Below are 15,380 nucleotides of genomic sequence, written 5' to 3'. Positions count from 1 at the left end.
ATGAGCAGCGCACAGTGCCCGTTGAGGAAAAGACGATCACAACCAACCATTTACCCGGAGTACTGCTCCAAAATCTACTCAACCATGCGATTTTTCAAATCAATGACCGCCCTGATGCTGGTCCTGTCTTTCACCTTCGCCTTCACAGCTTGTGGTGATTCCGCTGCGACCACCGACACTGCTACCGAAACCACCACCGTTGCTCCGCACGGCGAGGGCAAAGAACATACCTCTGCGTACGTCTGCCCGATGCACTGTGACGGTAGCGGCAGCGATAAGCCCGGGGAGTGCCCGGTTTGCGGGATGACCTATGCTAAACAGGAAGAACATACCGAAAACGGCCACAAGCACTAAAATCATCTAAGAGGGCCTCCCAGGCTGACTCTCAGGTTGCAAAACCTACCTGGGGGGCTTCTTTATGACACATTAAAAGGGCTATCAAACACTCCATGCCGAGCGCTTCGGCAAGTCAATTAATTATGCAATCAGAGAACTACAAGAAAGACAGTATTAGCTTGGTCGGAGCAATATCTCTGGGAACAGGGGTAATGATTGGAGCCGGTATTTTTGCTATTCTTGGCCAGGTTGCTGAGTTGTCGGGGAGTTTACTTCCTTTTGCTTTCATATTCGGAGCGATCGTCACTGGATTTAGTTCCTATGCTTACGTTAAGTTGTCAAACAACTACCCTTCAGCAGGAGGAATAGCGATGTACCTCACGGAGGCCTACGGTAAAGGAACCATTACGGCCGCAGCGTCCCTATTGATGGTGCTCTCTATGATGATCAGTGAGAGCCTGGTAGCACGAACGTTCGGTACTTACACCCTACAGCTGTTTTCTGGCCCGGTGAGTGAATTCTGGGTGCCAGTTCTGGGAGTGCTCCTCATCCTAGTAGCCTTCGGAATCAACCTCTCTGGAAACAAGACACTTGGAAAGTCTTCATTTGTGATGGCCATCATCAAAGTTGGCGGTATAAGCCTCTTTGCGATTGGCGGGTTATGGCTGGCGGATTTTTCATTTTCAGATTTACTTCCTTCTGCTCAGGGTGGCGAGAGCTCCCTTGTTGATAATCTTGGCGCTCTTGCCTTGTCAATTCTCGCCTACAAGGGCTTTACTACCATCACCAACAGTGGTGAGGAGGTGGAAGAGCCTAAGAAGAACGTTGGCCGGGCCATCATTTTCTCTTTACTCATCTGCGCGGTGATTTATACCCTGGTCGCTTGGGCAGTATCCGTAAATTTGACAGTTCCGGAGATTATCGCTGCTAAAGACTTTGCGTTAGCTGAAGCTGCTAAGCCCGCGTTTGGGAAGTGGGGGTTGACTTTTACCGTGGCGCTGGCGATCGTGGCAACGATATCGGGGGTGATTGCCAGTTTGTTCGCAGTTTCCCGAATGACGACGATGCTAACGAAAATGAATCTTATTCCCCACCGTCATTTTGGTATGAGCGGAAATATCCAACGGCATATGTTGGTCTATACCGTCGTTGTCGCAATCGTGCTAACCGTGTTTTTCGACCTTTCCAGGATCGCATCGCTGGGGGCTATTTTATACCTCGTGATGGATACAATAGTACAGTGGGGTGTGCTCAAAAATCTGCGCGATAAAATCGACGCAAACGCAATTATTGTCACTATTGCCATCGTGCTGAATTGCATTGTTTTGACCGCATTCATCTGGGTGAAAGCATCGAGAGATCCCCTGGTGCTCTATGTGGCCCTAGGGCTGATCGCTGCTGTCTTTCTGGGAGAAAGGTTCTTCCTCCGTACACGTACGGATAACAACGCTAAAAAATAACAACCATGCATTTAGAAAAAAATGACTATGAATCACTAGTAGATGCAATTGCGGACCTGAGAACTCAAGGGTATAAAGAGGACTTCAACCTTAAGCCCAAGTGCCTGGAGTGTCCGTCACTACAACTGGAGCTGCATCCTGCGGATTTTCAAATCGACGGATTCTATCGACTTGAGGGAATGAGTTCGCCTGATGACAACAGTATTATTTACGCCATCTGCGGTGTAAGCGGCGTAAAGGGCATTCTGATCGATGCCTATGGCCCTTACTCTGAAAGCCTCAGCGAAGAAATGATTGCGAAACTGAATACTACGTAAAACATAAATCACCCAAAGATTACGGACCAGCCTGCTGTTGGTCTTCACTTTTCACCTGCGTCCGCGCCCAAATGCCATTCAAAGTTATTGGCCGGACCTTCTTTCACTTTTTATAAACCATTTTAACCATGCGTATTCTTCCTATCCTTCTCCTCGTGTTTGCCTTCGTGGCCATGGCTGCGCCGCCGAAAACACTCGTCATCCAAACCAACGCCCAGTGTGGGATGTGTAAGGCCTCCATTGAGAAACAACTGAATGCCCTGGACGGGGTTAAAGAGGCCGTACTCGACCTGGAGACCAAGCAAGTCACCGTCACCTACAAAGGCAAGAAAATAGATGAAGCCAAGCTGCGTCAGGCCATCTCCGCCGCTGGCTACCAGGCCGACGATGTAGCACCGAATCCCGATGCTCAGGCTAAACTGATGGCCTGTTGCCAGCCTAAAGAGGCTAAGGCTGGTGGCTGCTGCGCGCCGAAGGCAGGTGCCAGCTGTACTAAAAAGGAAGGCACAAAGTAGCCCTTCCAATCTTGTTCGTCTACCGCTAACCGGCTGCCAACAACGGCTGGTTAGCGGTAGATTATAATAATTAATTGAAAAGATGATGATGAACTCAAATTTGGCACTTTGCTGCTATCTAGCTCTGGTTTTATTGTTGGGTTTTACCGTCGCTTGTGCGGAACCAGCTTCTGTTACAGAGATTGAAGAGGCGGAGGTAATAGCCACCGAGGCGGTGGTGCGTGCGCCCGAAACGGAAGCCAACCGTCAAGCTCGTGCCATCATCGAAGCGGCTACTGCCGCCGCCGGTCTGGAAGGGATGAACGAAGCGGCCTTTGCCTTTCGCTTCCGGGATAAAGAATACCGCTACCAGCAAACGAACGGAACCTTTACGTACGAACGCTGGTGGACGGATTCTACGACTACCGAAGTGACCCGCGACGTGTTGGACAACAACGGCCTGGTGCGGTATATCGACGGTAAGATCGCGGTCATTACAGAGAAGAAACGCAAAGCGTACAGCAACTCCGTCAACTCGGTCATTTATTTCGCATTCATGCCATGGGTACTGAACGACCCCGCCGTGATCCCGACCTACCTGGGCCGTGATACGATTAAAGGTGAGGTGCTGGATCAGATCGAGATTGCCTTTACTACCGACAACGGTGGAGAGGATGCCGACGACGAGTATATGTACTGGTTCACACCCGATACCCGGCAGCTGAAGTACCTGGCTTATTCTCATCCTGGTGGCAAAGCACCTCGCTTACGCGAAGCTAATAACGAACGCGAAGTGGATGGCATTATCGTCCGCGATTACCACAACTGGAATACGCCGGGAAATAAGGCTCGCTCCATCAAAGAGCTGCCCGCTGGCTTTGACGCCGGGGAATTGAATCTGCTTTCAGAGATTAACCTGGAGGAGGTGCGGAGGTTGGAGGTTCGCGAGGACCGGCAACGTGGTGGTGCGGCTATTAACCAATAAACGAAGAAACCATGCCAACACTGAAGATCAAGAACATTGTTTGTCCGCGGTGCATCCGTGTTGTTCGGGAAGAGCTGACTGCTGCTGGCTACCCGCCGGAAGCGGTGGGAATGGGGACGGTGACTTATGCTACTCATCCGGATGAGGGGGGCATCCGACGCATTGCTGAAGTGCTGAAAGAGAACGGGTTTGAGTTGCTACTGGACGCTGACGATCAACGGGTAGAGCAAATCAAGACGTTGATCATCGATCAGGTCCGCAACCGGAATACCAAACCATCACAGGAGAATTTGTCTGATTACCTATCCCGGGAACTACGACAGAACTACGCAGCGCTGTCAAAACTCTTCTCCAGCCATGAAGGGCAAACCATCGAGCGATTTCTTATTCGGCAGAAGATTGAGCGGGTAAAGGAACTACTGTCTTACGGAGATGAAAACCTAAGTGAGATTGCTTTTGACTTAGACTACAGTAGTACTGCTCATCTATCCGGTCAGTTTAAGCGGGAGACGGGGATGACGCCGACACAGTTTCGAAAGTTGAAAGACCCAAATCGACGCTCATTGGATGCGCTTGGAGAAGCGGAATGATGTAAACATAGACCAGAATGCTATAACGGAGTTAGGAGACTTTGCCCCGTACTTTGCGACACAAAATAAAAAGTGTGCATTATGACTACGATGAAATTTAAGACCAACATCAACTGCGGCGGTTGTTTGCGTGGTGTTACTCCTGCACTTGATGGAAATGAAGCCATCAAAAATTGGCATGTTGATTTGCAAAGCCCCGACCGTACATTGACCGTAGAGACAGAAGTACTAACGGCGGATGAGGTCAAGGCGGTTGTTGCAGGTGCTGGCTACGAGGCAGAACCAGTTCATTAATAAACAAGCTTTTAAGTGAATAAAATACTCTCCCTTTTGTTGGCTTTCAACGTGCTCGGCGGCTCCGTCGGTGTGCCGGTGAGTCGGCATTTTTGTGAGGGAGAATTGAAGTCGTTTGCCATTTTTGGCACGGCTAAAAGTTGCCACGCTGAAAAGGAGGAATTGTGCCCGTCTCACCCGAAAGAGGGGTGTGAGATGGAGCGAAAAAATTGTTGTGGCGATGAGTTTGATTATGTCCACTTGGATGAAGATAGGGAGATAGAAACCTCCGGTGATTTACCACTGTCGCCGGTTACTTCTCCATATCTACCACTTCGTCTATTTCCGGAGATAGCGACCGCTACGCGTCCGCGTAAATTGGATAAACTTGAAAATTACCGACCGCCTCCGCTCGTAGTTGACGTGAAGAGCGAGTGGCAGGTGTATTTGATTTGATATTGATGTATGGTGCAATTCACGAGGCGGATTGCATCTGGAAAAGGCCAAATGGGCGACCGAAAGGGACGCACTTACTGGCTTGATCTTAAACTTTCCCGTTCGTCTTGCGAACACAGAACCGCCTCGCACAGCCGAGTCTTTTGGTTCCTATTAATACATCTTATCAAATCCGAGAAGTACCTAAATATGGTAGCCTTCTCTCAATTCATCGAAGCATGAATATCTTCAAATCATTTTTCCTCCTTGCTTTCCTGGGCTTTTTTGCAACAGCTTGCAATAGTCAATCCGCTCATTCTAAAGCTGGCCACGAAGCTGAGTCGGCGCACCATCATGGCGAAGCCGCTGATGCAGCAACCAATAGTGTCTTTCAGGCACAGTTGAGCAACGTTACGCGGGAGTACCTCCGCATGAAAGACGCGTTGGTTAAGTCAGATGCGGGTGCCGCCAAAACCGCAGCCGCGTCGATGCAGCTTGCGCTCTCTTCTGTAGACATGAAGTTGGTTACGGGCGATGCCCATATGGAGTGGATGGGGTATTTAAAACAGTTGAAATCTGTAACCGAAACGGCTGTTGCAGCTAAAAGCCTGGAAGACGTACGGCAGGCCTTCTCCGCTATGTCAGCACCACTGGCTGGCGCTATAAAGCGCTTTGGTGGAAACGATATGGAACTCTATTTACAGCACTGCCCGATGGCTTTCAATAATGCCGGAGGAGACTGGTTGAGCGACGTCGAGGCGGTTCGTAACCCCTACTTCGGCGACCGGATGCTGAAGTGTGGCCGGGTGATGGAAACGATTAAATAAAGTGAGTGTGATAATAGCCCCTTCGGCAGGAATCTGTCGTGTCGTTGGGGCTTTCACACGCTTTTATTAATCGATAAATCATTGCGGAAATGCAAGAACGAATATTGTACATCGACAATATGGTTTGCCACCGCTGTATTCTGGCGGTCGAGCAGATACTAAAGGATGCTGGTTGGACCGTACGTGAGATTGAACTAGGACACGTCCGGGTAATACCTCCAGCGGCTGATGCTTCTTTGGACTATATATCCGAACATCTAAGTAGCGTTGGGCTCCGTTTGCGACAAGACGAATATAACCTTATCGCTCAGGTAAAGGGTACAGTAATTGACTATGTGTATGACGATCTGGCGACTACGGATGTCCCCCTTTCCGAGCTCATCGTTCGCCAGGTGGAGTTGAGTTACAGCTACCTAAGTCGTCATTTTTCCTGTTCGGAAAACCGAACCATTGAAGAATTCTACCAGCTTCACCGGATAGAGCGGGCGAAGCGATTGCTGTTTCAAACGAACATCAAGATTAAAGCAGTAGCGAAGCGACTTAAGTATAAATCACCAGGTCATTTTTCGGTCTCCTTCCGGAAACTGACGGGAGAGACGCCCAGCGAATTTCGAGCCAAGGATGATTATAAGCCTCGACCTATTGATAAACTCTAAAAGGTCATAATTAGAACAGTCTATGCAAAATGTGATAAGAACACGGTTGCTGACGATTGCCTTTTATATAAAAAACAGAAGAAAGATGAAACTACAAACCATTGTACTACTCCTTGCTTTAGCCATTTTACAGGCTTGCAATAGCGGAACCAATACGGATCATGCTACTGAAATGGCGAATCATACAGATGTTGAACTCAATACCCCTGAAGAGGTGAAAGCGGAAAAGGCCGCTACTCCTGATGCCTTTGACGCCACTTTTACGGACGGGATGACGGAAACCGTTTATCAATACTATTTGAAACTACAAATGGCTCTGGTGAACAGTGATACTGACGACGCTAAATCAGCAGCGAGCAATCTGGCGGAAGCTTTAGGCAACGACAAGCCGGAACTGCATGATCTTGCTCAGGAAGTGGCAGCCGCAGAAGATCTCACAGGTGTTCGATCCACTTTTGCAGCGCTGACAACCGGCCTGGAGCCACTTTTTACCAATGGCATTACGGATGGTGTTATTTACAAACAGCACTGTCCGATGGCCTTCGACGGTGCGGGAGGAGACTGGTTCTCTGATGTGTCTGACATTCGTAACCCTTACTATGGCGATAAAATGCTGAAGTGTGGGAAGGTAGTGGCCGAAATAAAATAGCCCGGCCCTTCCAAACTGCTTTTTCAACTTAGCTCCACACCTGCGGCCGCGCCTCTAATAACTTCAACTTTACATATTAACCCACCTAGCAATGATGAATCACGCCAAGGAAATGAATGATGAAAAAGGGATGAACCCTTACCTCAAGTTTGGCATCATGATGGGGACTTCGTTCGTCCTCATGTACGCCATTATGTATCTAAATGTAGACGTATTTGACCACATATACCTGGCCCCAACGCGAACGTATATGACCTTCCTGATGATCGCCCCGATGGCGTTTACAATGCTTTTATTTATGTGGGGAATGTACAAGAAGAAGGGGTGGAACTACGCTATTCTGGGTGCAGCAGTTCTTACGTTCGTACTCTGCTACGCTGGTCTCCGTCAACAGACTTTTGTGAGCGACGTGCAATGGATGAAGGCGATGATTCCACACCACAGTTCGGCCATTATGGTGAGTCAGAAAGCTCACTTGAAAGACCCCGAAGCAATCAAACTGGCGGAGGAAATTATTGAAGCGCAGGAGCGGGAGATTGCACAAATGAAGAAAATTATCTATCGGTTGGAGCAATCGAAATAAGATATTCTCTTTCAGAGGTTAAGCCTTAGAACTTAAAACAAAAAGCATGAAATATTCCAACTTACCCTTCATGTTGGTAATTCTTTTATTCCCGTTACTGGGTACCGCTCAGCAAATAAGCGTGCAACCAAAAGGTTCCCTGGAAGGTAATCCCAAAAATCTTCCCGTTCATGAGTATCAACTGATCATAGACCAGCAGATGGTCAATAAAGCCGGAAAGTCCGTGATGGGTATGACAGTCAACGGTGGTATTCCCGGTCCGGTACTACGCTTTAGGGAAGGGGAATTCGCTCGTATTACGGTGATAAATAAGATGGACGTGGAGACCTCCGTACACTGGCACGGCATCCTGCTGCCCAACTTCTACGATGGGGTGCCTTATTTGACTACTCCACCGATTGAACCTGGAGAAAGCTTCGTCTACGAATTTGAACTGAAGCAATCCGGTACTTACTGGTACCACTCACACACCATGCTACAGGAACAAAGCGGGGTGTACGGTTCCATCGTTATTGAGCCGAAAGTGCCGACCCTGGAATACGATAATGACCTGGTGCTGATGCTGTCTGACTGGACGAACGAAAAGCCCCACAGCGTACTTAAAAACTTGAAACGTGGTAATGAATGGTACGGCATCAAAAAAGGTACCGCCACCCCGCTTAACCGGGTGATTACCCGCGGAGGGCTCGGGGCTCAAATAGACTTTTGGCGGCAACGGATGGAAGGTGCGGACATTGCCGATATTTACTACCCGGCCTTTCTTATCAACGGAGTAACCAGTTCGGATAATCCGGACTTTAAGCCTGGAGAGCGGGTACGTCTACGCATCATTAACGGTTCAGCCTCCTCCTATTTCTGGCTTACATTTGGTGGATCTATACCGTTACTGGTTTCCGCCGACGGATTGGATGTAGTACCGGTTGAAAAGAATAAAACCCTGATTGCCACCGCAGAGACCTACGACTTCATCGTCACTATTCCCGATGATGGAAAACTCGAAGTTAGAGCCTCCTCCTTCGATGGCTCCGGCATGGCGGCAACTACCCTGGGAACGGGCCAACTATACCCCGCCATGGAAATTCCCCGCCCCGATAAAATCGGGATGATGAAGATGATGGCGAAGATGGATATGCGGATGGGTGCTCCGGCATTGAAAGCCAATCCTAAAAAGGACGAACGCTACGAAATCAAGAAGAAATACGGGATGCAGATGGACATGGGCGGCATGGATATGTCGGGTGGTAAAATGGACGGTATGAAGATGGAAGAGGGCAAGATGGATGACATGAAGATGGACCAGCAGAAAATGCCGGAAATGGAAGACATGGACCACAGCAACATGAGTCCTTCAGAACACGCAAAAATGATGGGCGAGATGAAGATGGATGAAAAGGAACACCCCGGAATGGCGGGCATGGATCACGGCAAAATGTCCGGCATGAATAAAGGGAAAGATGGTATGATGCCTCCGGCCGAGATGATGGGTCGTGCATTTGACTACAGCTACCTACGGTCGTTAGAGAAAACGACTTACGCAGCAGATGCGCCGGTTACGGAGATTCTGCTAAACCTGACGGGAAACATGAATCGTTACATCTGGAGTATGAACGGAGTTGGATTGGCTGAAACCGATAAGATTAAGATTAAGTCGGATGAAGTGACCCGCTTTACTTTCAATAACCTGACGATGATGCACCACCCGATGCACCTCCACGGCCACTTCTTCCGGGTGATCAACGAAAACGGTGAGCACTCCCCGCTGAAGCACACCGTTAATGTTCCGCCGATGCAAGAAGTTACCATTGAGTTCTACGGCGACGAGTACGGCGACTGGTTTTTTCACTGCCATATCCTTTACCACATGATGGGAGGTATGGCGCGCATTTTCAGTTACGATACGCCGCGCGACGAGCGTTTAGCAGACGCGCCCCTGAGCCACCTTATCGCGGAAACCGATCAGTTTTACACCTGGGGAATGGCGGATGTTGCTTCCCACATGAGTGGTCTTAGCCTCACATCGTCCAATATTCGTAACCAGTTCAATTTGAATGTAGAATATGGTTATAATAAGAACTTCGAGGCCGAAATATCCTATGAGCGTTACGTCTATGACTGGGTTCGGGTATTTGGTGGTGTCAACGTAGAGAATAGCGTAGAGGAGAGCTTCGACGATCCATCGATCACAGCGGTAGCTGGTGTTCGGTGGCTGAGCCCTTACTTGTTCAACATCGATATGCGGGTAGATAATAAGCTGCGACCGCGCATTGGTATTGGGCGTAGCCTCATGCTGTTTCCGCGCTTATCGGCCTTTGGCTACTACGAGTATCAGGCTGACTTTGGGATAGTAGGTCGTGAAGGTGGCAACAATGATTACCGGGGGGAAACGGTTTGGAGTGCCGGTATGGAATACATGCTGGGCCGGAACTTCTCGCTGATGGGGAGCTACGATAACCGCTTTGGATACGGTGGTGGGCTGAGCATCAGGTTTTAAAGCGTAAATTAAGTTTGAACACTAACTGACATGAAAGACTGTTGTAAGCCGGACGAAAACCCGGGCATCATAAAGCGCTTGCTTAATGGAATCACTACGGTAGTCTTGATCGCCCTTGCACTGTTTGGAATTGCTATGCTGTTCCTGAAATAATTACCGGTAACTAATCTAACCACTTGCACTATGACTCACACTTATTCTATTTCCGGCATGACTTGCGACGACTGCGTCGCCAAGGTCCAAAAGGCCCTGGAAGCTGTATCTGGTATTCAGTCTGTGCAGGTCAGTTTGGATCCACCGCAGGCCGTAATTACTATGCACCATCACGTTACCGTAGAAAAGCTCAACGCAGTGGTTGCGGCAGTCGGTGACTACACGCTGGCAGCGGAAGTGGCAAGTGCGACTAAAGATCATCTGGCGGAACTTACTGAGCACGGACATGAGGCGGCGATCAGCGACGCGAACCACCAAGGGATGGACCACAGCCAGATGGACCATGGTAAAATGGATCACGCTACCATGGACCATTCAAAAATGGACCATTCCGGACACGGTAATCACGGTGACCACCACCGGATGATGATCGAAGATTTCAAACGCCGGTTTTGGGTATCGCTGATACTGATGCTGCCGGTGCTTTTACTAGCGCCGATGATCCAAAACTTCCTGGGGGTAAGCTGGACGTTTACGGGGGACCGGTACCTTCAGTTCGTGCTGTCGTCCATCATTTACTTTTACGGGGGGTGGCCATTTCTAAAGGGCCTGAAGGAAGAGTTGGGTAAACGGGCTCCAGGAATGATGACGCTGATCGCGATTGCGATCTCAGCGGCATATATCTACAGTTCCGCCGTGGTATTTGGCCTGGAGGGAAAGACCTTTTTTTGGGAACTGGCTTCCCTCATCGTGGTGATGCTGCTTGGGCACTGGATCGAGATGCGCTCGGTACTCGGGGCCAGTAAAGCGCTGGAGGCGTTGGCGGCACTGATGCCTAACGATGCAACGCGGATTGATGAAAACGGACAAGCAAATATAGTCTCGATCAGCGAATTAAAAACCGGGGACCTGATCCTGATTAAGCCAGGGGAGAAAGTTCCAGCTGACGGAGTGATCAAAGAGGGGAGTAGTTCCTTGAACGAAAGTATGCTGACGGGTGAGAGTGTACCCGTGAGTAAGTCTGAAGGGGCGGAGGTTATTGGAGGCTCCATCAACGGCAGCGGCGCTATTAAGGTCCAGGTGAAAGGAGTAGGGGAGGACAGCTATTTAGCTAAAGTTGTTAAGCTGGTCCAGGATGCTCAGGGGCAAAAGTCAAAGACCCAGCACCTGGCCGATCGGGCAGCTAAGTGGCTTACCGTCATTGCCCTGGTGGCGGGCTTCGGCACCTTTGCCGTGTGGATGTTTATGGGCAAGGAGTTGGCCTTTGCGTTGGAGCGGATGGTGACTGTGATGGTCATCTGCTGTCCGCACGCGCTGGGGCTGGCCATTCCGTTGGTCGCGGCAATCTCCACGAGCGTTTCCGCTAAACACGGTCTGCTAATCCGCAACCGGACGGCCTTCGAGAACTCGCGCAAGATCACCACCATTGTCTTTGATAAGACGGGGACGCTCACTAAGGGCTCGCACGAAGTTACCCGGGTGGTACCGCTGGCTGAAGGTTGGGACGAGGCAAAGATATTACGCTACGCTACGGCGGTGGAAAGCAGTTCGGAGCACCACATTTCGAAGGGATTGCAACGGCGGGCTAAAGCTGACGGATTGGAAATACCCACGAGTAAAGACTTCAAATATGAAGCCGGAGTAGGCGTGAGCGGAAAGGTGGAAAGCAAAGCGGTCCGCGCCGGCGGCTACCTGATGCTGGAAGCCGCTGGCATCACGGCCCCGGACGACAGTGATGACGGGGTAGAAACAAAAATCTTCCTGGTTGTTGACGACCGACTTGTCGGCTTTGTCACCTTTGCCGACCAAATTCGGGAATCTTCCGCGGGAGCGATTGATACGCTTCAAAAGAACGGCATTAAATGCTTGCTGCTGACGGGAGACAATGAGCGGGTCGCCGCCTCCGTAGCTAAGGAGTTAGGTATGGACGACTACTTGGCGGAGGTCCTTCCGGATCAGAAGCAGGACAAGATTAAGGAACTGCAGGCAGCGGGTGAGTTTGTGGCCATGACGGGTGATGGCGTGAACGATGCCCCGGCCCTGGCGCGCGCCGACGTCGGTATCGCCATCGGTTCCGGGACCGACGTGGCGGCCGAGACCGCCGATATCGTTTTGGTGGATAGTGATCCGAAGGACATCGCCAACCTGATCTTATTCGGCAAGGCTACGTACCGAAAGATGATTCAAAACCTCTGGTGGGCTACGGGATACAACGCGGTAGCATTGCCCCTGGCCACGGGCTTTGTTCCTGGTTTGGTGATCAGTCCGGCATTCGGAGCTGCGCTGATGAGTATCAGTACGGTGATTTGTGCGGTGAACGCGCAGTTGTTGAAGCGGGAGTTAAACTAAACGCGCTTACACAATGATGTAATCATTAGCCATGATATTGTAACGTATTCAGCACTCCATCGACCGAATTTTGTAGTCTAAAGGAAAGTAAAATGAGTGTAGTTACCGATCACGATAAAAGTATAATATCTACAGAAAAAGCATCCTTTCCGGTCACGGGAATGAGTTGCGCCGGCTGCGCTTCCAGCGTTGAGAGTATCCTCAAGAAATTACCGGGTGTAAACGACGTAAGCGTCAATTTTGCCAATACGACCGCGCTGGTAGATTTCGACCATGGTAAAATAACAACAAATGAATTGAGGAACGCTCTTCAGGCGGTCGGTTATGACCTGATTGTAGATGTAGAAGATCCTTCGGCGGTTCAGGAAGAAATAAAACAGCGGGAGTACGCGGAAATCAGGCAGCGTACGATATGGTCAGCCATCCTCACGCTTCCCGTTTTCATTATCGGGATGTTCTATATGGATTGGCCTGCGGGGCGGTGGATAAGCCTGGGGCTCGCCTCGGTGGTTCTATTTTGGTTTGGTCGCCACTTCTACGTTAACGCCTGGAAACAGGCTCGTCACGGTCAGGCTAACATGGACACCTTGGTAGCGCTGAGTACGGGGATTGCTTTTCTGTTCAGCCTTTTCAACACCCTGAATCCGGCGTTCTGGCTGCGGCAGGGACTGGAACCCCACGTTTATTACGAAGCGGCGACGGTGATCATCACGTTCATATCCCTCGGTAAATTGCTCGAAGAGCGGGCAAAGTCAAATACGTCTTCGGCAATCAAGAAACTGATTGGATTGCAACCACAGACGGTCAAAGCGATCGTCGATGGAGAAGAGGTAGAGATGGCGATTGCGGACGTCACTACGGGGCAGTTGTTACTGTTACGACCTGGAGAGAAAATACCCGTTGACGGTCAGGTGCTGGACGGAAATAGCTTTGTTGACGAAAGTATGATTACCGGGGAGCCGGTGCCGGTGCGCAAAGCCAAGGGTGAAGCGGTGTTCGCGGGGACGGTTAATCAGAAGGGTAGTTTCCGGTTCGTTGCTGAGAAAGTAGGGGGAGCGACCTTACTGGCGCAGATTATCAAGATGGTGCAGCAGGCGCAGGGGAGCAAGGCACCAGTGCAGAAATTGGTGGATAAGATTGCGGGCATATTCGTTCCGATTGTGATGGTTATTGCGGTGGTCACTTTCATCAGCTGGATGGTGCTGGGTGGCGAGGATGCTTTCACTCACGCTTTACTGACCAGCGTAGCGGTTTTGATCATTGCCTGCCCATGCGCGCTGGGTTTGGCGACTCCGACGGCGATCATGGTCGGCATAGGCAAGGGGGCTGAAAATAACATCCTGATCAAGGACGCGGAGAGCCTGGAACTAGGTCATAAAGTAGACGCGATCGTACTGGACAAAACCGGGACGATTACGGAGGGGAGACCCAACGTGACGAAAGAATATTGGGAAGCGGGCGCGGACGCAGGTGCAGTGGAAGGTTGGAAGAGCGTGGTGCTGGCGGCGGAAGCTAAGTCCGAGCACCCCCTTGCTGAAGCCGTGACTGCCTGGTTAAAAGAAGCCGGGACAAAACCGGTAGCCCTTGATGATTTCACCAGTATTACAGGCCGAGGGATCAGCGCCAGTTACGAAGGGACAACCTACTACGTCGGCAATGAACGGCTGATGAACGAACACGGCCTTACAACCTCCCCCGGCACCCGCGACCGCGCCCAAAAATTACGCGAGGCCGCGAATACTGTAATATATGTAGCCAATGAACGAAACGTGCTAGGTATTATAGCTATCGCCGACCGGATCAAGGATAGTTCCCGTAGCGCAATTGCAACGCTTCAGGAGCGGGGGATCGATGTATACATGCTGACCGGAGACAACGAGCAGACCGCCGCCGCCGTCGCAAAAGAGGTGGGGCTAAAGGACTTCCGCGCCGAGGTGTTACCGGCCGATAAAGCCGCCTTCGTGGAGCGACTGCAAGCCGATGGTAGGGTAGTGGCCATGGTCGGCGACGGCATCAATGATTCTCACGCACTGGCGCAGGCGGACGTAAGTATAGCTATGGGGAAAGGCTCGGACATTGCGATGGACGTTGCCAAGATGACGCTGATCACTTCTGACTTGTCGGCAATTCCGAAAGCACTCCGACTTTCTAAATTAACCGTTCGTGGCATCCGTCAGAACCTGTTCTGGGCTTTCATTTATAATCTGATCGGCATTCCAATTGCCGCCGGACTGCTCTACCCAATCAATGGCTTTTTACTCGATCCCATGATTGCAGGCGGAGCGATGGCGTTGAGCTCCGTTTCTGTGGTGGCTAACAGTTTACGGTTGAAGTCTGCCTCGTTGTAGGTGCTCATCATGGTACAAAAGTTACTTCTCGCATGACAATTTCAATTCTTCTTCTTGGTCTAATCACCGTTGGCGTAATCGCTGGTGCAATAGAATTGCTGCGTCTCGACACAGTGACTGCCGGTAGCTTGATGCTCACGGCGATTGGGTTCATTTACGTAGGTTTTTCTGAGAGTGACACCGCTTTACTTATTGTCAATAGTGTTCAGGCTTTGGTTATTTGGTTGCTAGCTTACGGTGGGTTGCGGAAGAATCCGCTATTGATTCCACTGGGCCTTGTGCTACATGCTGCTTGGGATTTGGGATACCTCTACATGGTTGCTGGACCGGTTATTCCGGATGGGTATGAGTTGTACTGCGTGGTGGTGGATTTGGGATTGGCGGGGTGGTTGTACTGGAGTATGAGGAGTATGAATCCACATAGGTCTTGACCA

At 50.4% G+C, this 15,380-nt stretch carries 16 protein-coding genes; all 16 read left to right on the top strand.

The features are described from left to right. The first annotated feature begins 84 nt into the window (after window positions 1-84). On the top strand, window positions 85-354 hold the full coding sequence (locus tag E1J53_RS05480; RefSeq protein ID WP_134271940.1) for a heavy metal-binding domain-containing protein: 270 nt from the start codon (window positions 85-87) through the stop codon (window positions 352-354). A 125-nt stretch (window positions 355-479) separates the two neighbouring features. Then, window positions 480-1,796, top strand: coding sequence for an APC family permease (locus E1J53_RS05475; protein ID WP_134271939.1), 1,317 nt, complete (start codon window positions 480-482; stop codon window positions 1,794-1,796). Window positions 1,797-1,801: 5 nt separating this feature from the next. Then, window positions 1,802-2,113, top strand: coding sequence for a phosphoribosylpyrophosphate synthetase (locus tag E1J53_RS05470; RefSeq protein WP_134271938.1), 312 nt, complete (start codon window positions 1,802-1,804; stop codon window positions 2,111-2,113). A 128-nt stretch (window positions 2,114-2,241) separates the two neighbouring features. Beyond that, window positions 2,242-2,628 carry a heavy-metal-associated domain-containing protein gene (locus tag E1J53_RS05465; protein ID WP_216650009.1) on the top strand — a complete coding sequence of 129 codons (387 nt, stop codon included), beginning with the start codon at window positions 2,242-2,244 and terminating at the stop codon, window positions 2,626-2,628. 217 nt (window positions 2,629-2,845) lie between these two features. Next, window positions 2,846-3,592: a DUF6503 family protein gene (locus E1J53_RS05460; protein ID WP_134271937.1), complete on the top strand. Its 747-nt coding sequence runs from the start codon at window positions 2,846-2,848 to the stop codon at window positions 3,590-3,592. 11 nt (window positions 3,593-3,603) lie between these two features. Further along, window positions 3,604-4,182: an AraC family transcriptional regulator gene (locus tag E1J53_RS05455; RefSeq protein WP_134271936.1), complete on the top strand. Its 579-nt coding sequence runs from the start codon at window positions 3,604-3,606 to the stop codon at window positions 4,180-4,182. 81 nt (window positions 4,183-4,263) lie between these two features. Continuing rightward, window positions 4,264-4,476 carry a heavy-metal-associated domain-containing protein gene (locus E1J53_RS05450; protein ID WP_134271935.1) on the top strand — a complete coding sequence of 71 codons (213 nt, stop codon included), beginning with the start codon at window positions 4,264-4,266 and terminating at the stop codon, window positions 4,474-4,476. A 15-nt stretch (window positions 4,477-4,491) separates the two neighbouring features. Continuing rightward, window positions 4,492-4,911, top strand: a complete 420-nt coding sequence (locus tag E1J53_RS05445) for a hypothetical protein (protein WP_134271934.1) — start codon at window positions 4,492-4,494, stop codon at window positions 4,909-4,911. A 218-nt stretch (window positions 4,912-5,129) separates the two neighbouring features. Continuing rightward, a complete protein-coding gene (locus tag E1J53_RS05440) occupies window positions 5,130-5,717 on the top strand; it encodes a DUF3347 domain-containing protein (protein WP_134271933.1) in 588 nt (195 codons plus the stop codon). An 89-nt stretch (window positions 5,718-5,806) separates the two neighbouring features. Continuing rightward, on the top strand, window positions 5,807-6,373 hold the full coding sequence (locus E1J53_RS05435) for a helix-turn-helix transcriptional regulator (protein WP_134271932.1): 567 nt from the start codon (window positions 5,807-5,809) through the stop codon (window positions 6,371-6,373). An 85-nt stretch (window positions 6,374-6,458) separates the two neighbouring features. Then, window positions 6,459-7,022, top strand: coding sequence for a DUF3347 domain-containing protein (locus E1J53_RS05430; RefSeq protein WP_173021374.1), 564 nt, complete (start codon window positions 6,459-6,461; stop codon window positions 7,020-7,022). 91 nt (window positions 7,023-7,113) lie between these two features. Further along, window positions 7,114-7,605 (top strand): DUF305 domain-containing protein, encoded by a 492-nt coding sequence (locus E1J53_RS05425; protein ID WP_253930579.1) that lies wholly within the window; start codon window positions 7,114-7,116, stop codon window positions 7,603-7,605. Between the two features lie 46 nt (window positions 7,606-7,651). Continuing rightward, window positions 7,652-10,096, top strand: coding sequence for a multicopper oxidase domain-containing protein (locus E1J53_RS05420; protein ID WP_134271930.1), 2,445 nt, complete (start codon window positions 7,652-7,654; stop codon window positions 10,094-10,096). A gap of 183 nt (window positions 10,097-10,279) precedes the next feature. Next, the gene (locus tag E1J53_RS05415; protein ID WP_134271929.1) at window positions 10,280-12,598 is read left to right on the top strand and encodes a heavy metal translocating P-type ATPase; all 2,319 of its coding nucleotides are present in this window, start codon (window positions 10,280-10,282) and stop codon (window positions 12,596-12,598) included. A gap of 92 nt (window positions 12,599-12,690) precedes the next feature. Next, on the top strand, window positions 12,691-14,946 hold the full coding sequence (locus E1J53_RS05410; protein WP_134271928.1) for a cation-translocating P-type ATPase: 2,256 nt from the start codon (window positions 12,691-12,693) through the stop codon (window positions 14,944-14,946). A gap of 32 nt (window positions 14,947-14,978) precedes the next feature. After that, window positions 14,979-15,377 carry a DUF6010 family protein gene (locus E1J53_RS05405; protein ID WP_134271927.1) on the top strand — a complete coding sequence of 133 codons (399 nt, stop codon included), beginning with the start codon at window positions 14,979-14,981 and terminating at the stop codon, window positions 15,375-15,377. Window positions 15,378-15,380 lie beyond the last annotated feature (3 nt).

It is taken from the genome of Lewinella sp. W8, assembly GCF_004375085.3.
Taxonomy (GTDB): Bacteria; Bacteroidota; Bacteroidia; order Chitinophagales; family Saprospiraceae; genus Neolewinella.
The sequence above is the reverse complement of the archived record's forward strand: the minus strand, read 5'-3'. Positions and strand labels throughout refer to the sequence as shown.

Excerpts from the sequence above, each read along its gene's own strand:
- E1J53_RS05480 (WP_134271940.1), top strand. The coding sequence starts at position 85 with ATGCGATTTTTCAAATCAATGACCGCCCTGATGCTGGTCCTGTCTTTC.
- E1J53_RS05475 (WP_134271939.1), top strand. The coding sequence starts at position 480 with ATGCAATCAGAGAACTACAAGAAAGACAGTATTAGCTTGGTCGGAGCA.
- E1J53_RS05470 (WP_134271938.1), top strand. The coding sequence starts at position 1,802 with ATGCATTTAGAAAAAAATGACTATGAATCACTAGTAGATGCAATTGCG.
- E1J53_RS05465 (WP_216650009.1), top strand. The coding sequence starts at position 2,242 with ATGCGTATTCTTCCTATCCTTCTCCTCGTGTTTGCCTTCGTGGCCATG.
- E1J53_RS05455 (WP_134271936.1), top strand. The coding sequence starts at position 3,604 with ATGCCAACACTGAAGATCAAGAACATTGTTTGTCCGCGGTGCATCCGT.
- E1J53_RS05450 (WP_134271935.1), top strand. The coding sequence starts at position 4,264 with ATGACTACGATGAAATTTAAGACCAACATCAACTGCGGCGGTTGTTTG.
- E1J53_RS05440 (WP_134271933.1), top strand. The coding sequence starts at position 5,130 with ATGAATATCTTCAAATCATTTTTCCTCCTTGCTTTCCTGGGCTTTTTT.
- E1J53_RS05435 (WP_134271932.1), top strand. The coding sequence starts at position 5,807 with ATGCAAGAACGAATATTGTACATCGACAATATGGTTTGCCACCGCTGT.
- E1J53_RS05430 (WP_173021374.1), top strand. The coding sequence starts at position 6,459 with ATGAAACTACAAACCATTGTACTACTCCTTGCTTTAGCCATTTTACAG.
- E1J53_RS05425 (WP_253930579.1), top strand. The coding sequence starts at position 7,114 with ATGATGAATCACGCCAAGGAAATGAATGATGAAAAAGGGATGAACCCT.
- E1J53_RS05420 (WP_134271930.1), top strand. The coding sequence starts at position 7,652 with ATGAAATATTCCAACTTACCCTTCATGTTGGTAATTCTTTTATTCCCG.
- E1J53_RS05415 (WP_134271929.1), top strand. The coding sequence starts at position 10,280 with ATGACTCACACTTATTCTATTTCCGGCATGACTTGCGACGACTGCGTC.
- E1J53_RS05410 (WP_134271928.1), top strand. The coding sequence starts at position 12,691 with ATGAGTGTAGTTACCGATCACGATAAAAGTATAATATCTACAGAAAAA.
- E1J53_RS05405 (WP_134271927.1), top strand. The coding sequence starts at position 14,979 with ATGACAATTTCAATTCTTCTTCTTGGTCTAATCACCGTTGGCGTAATC.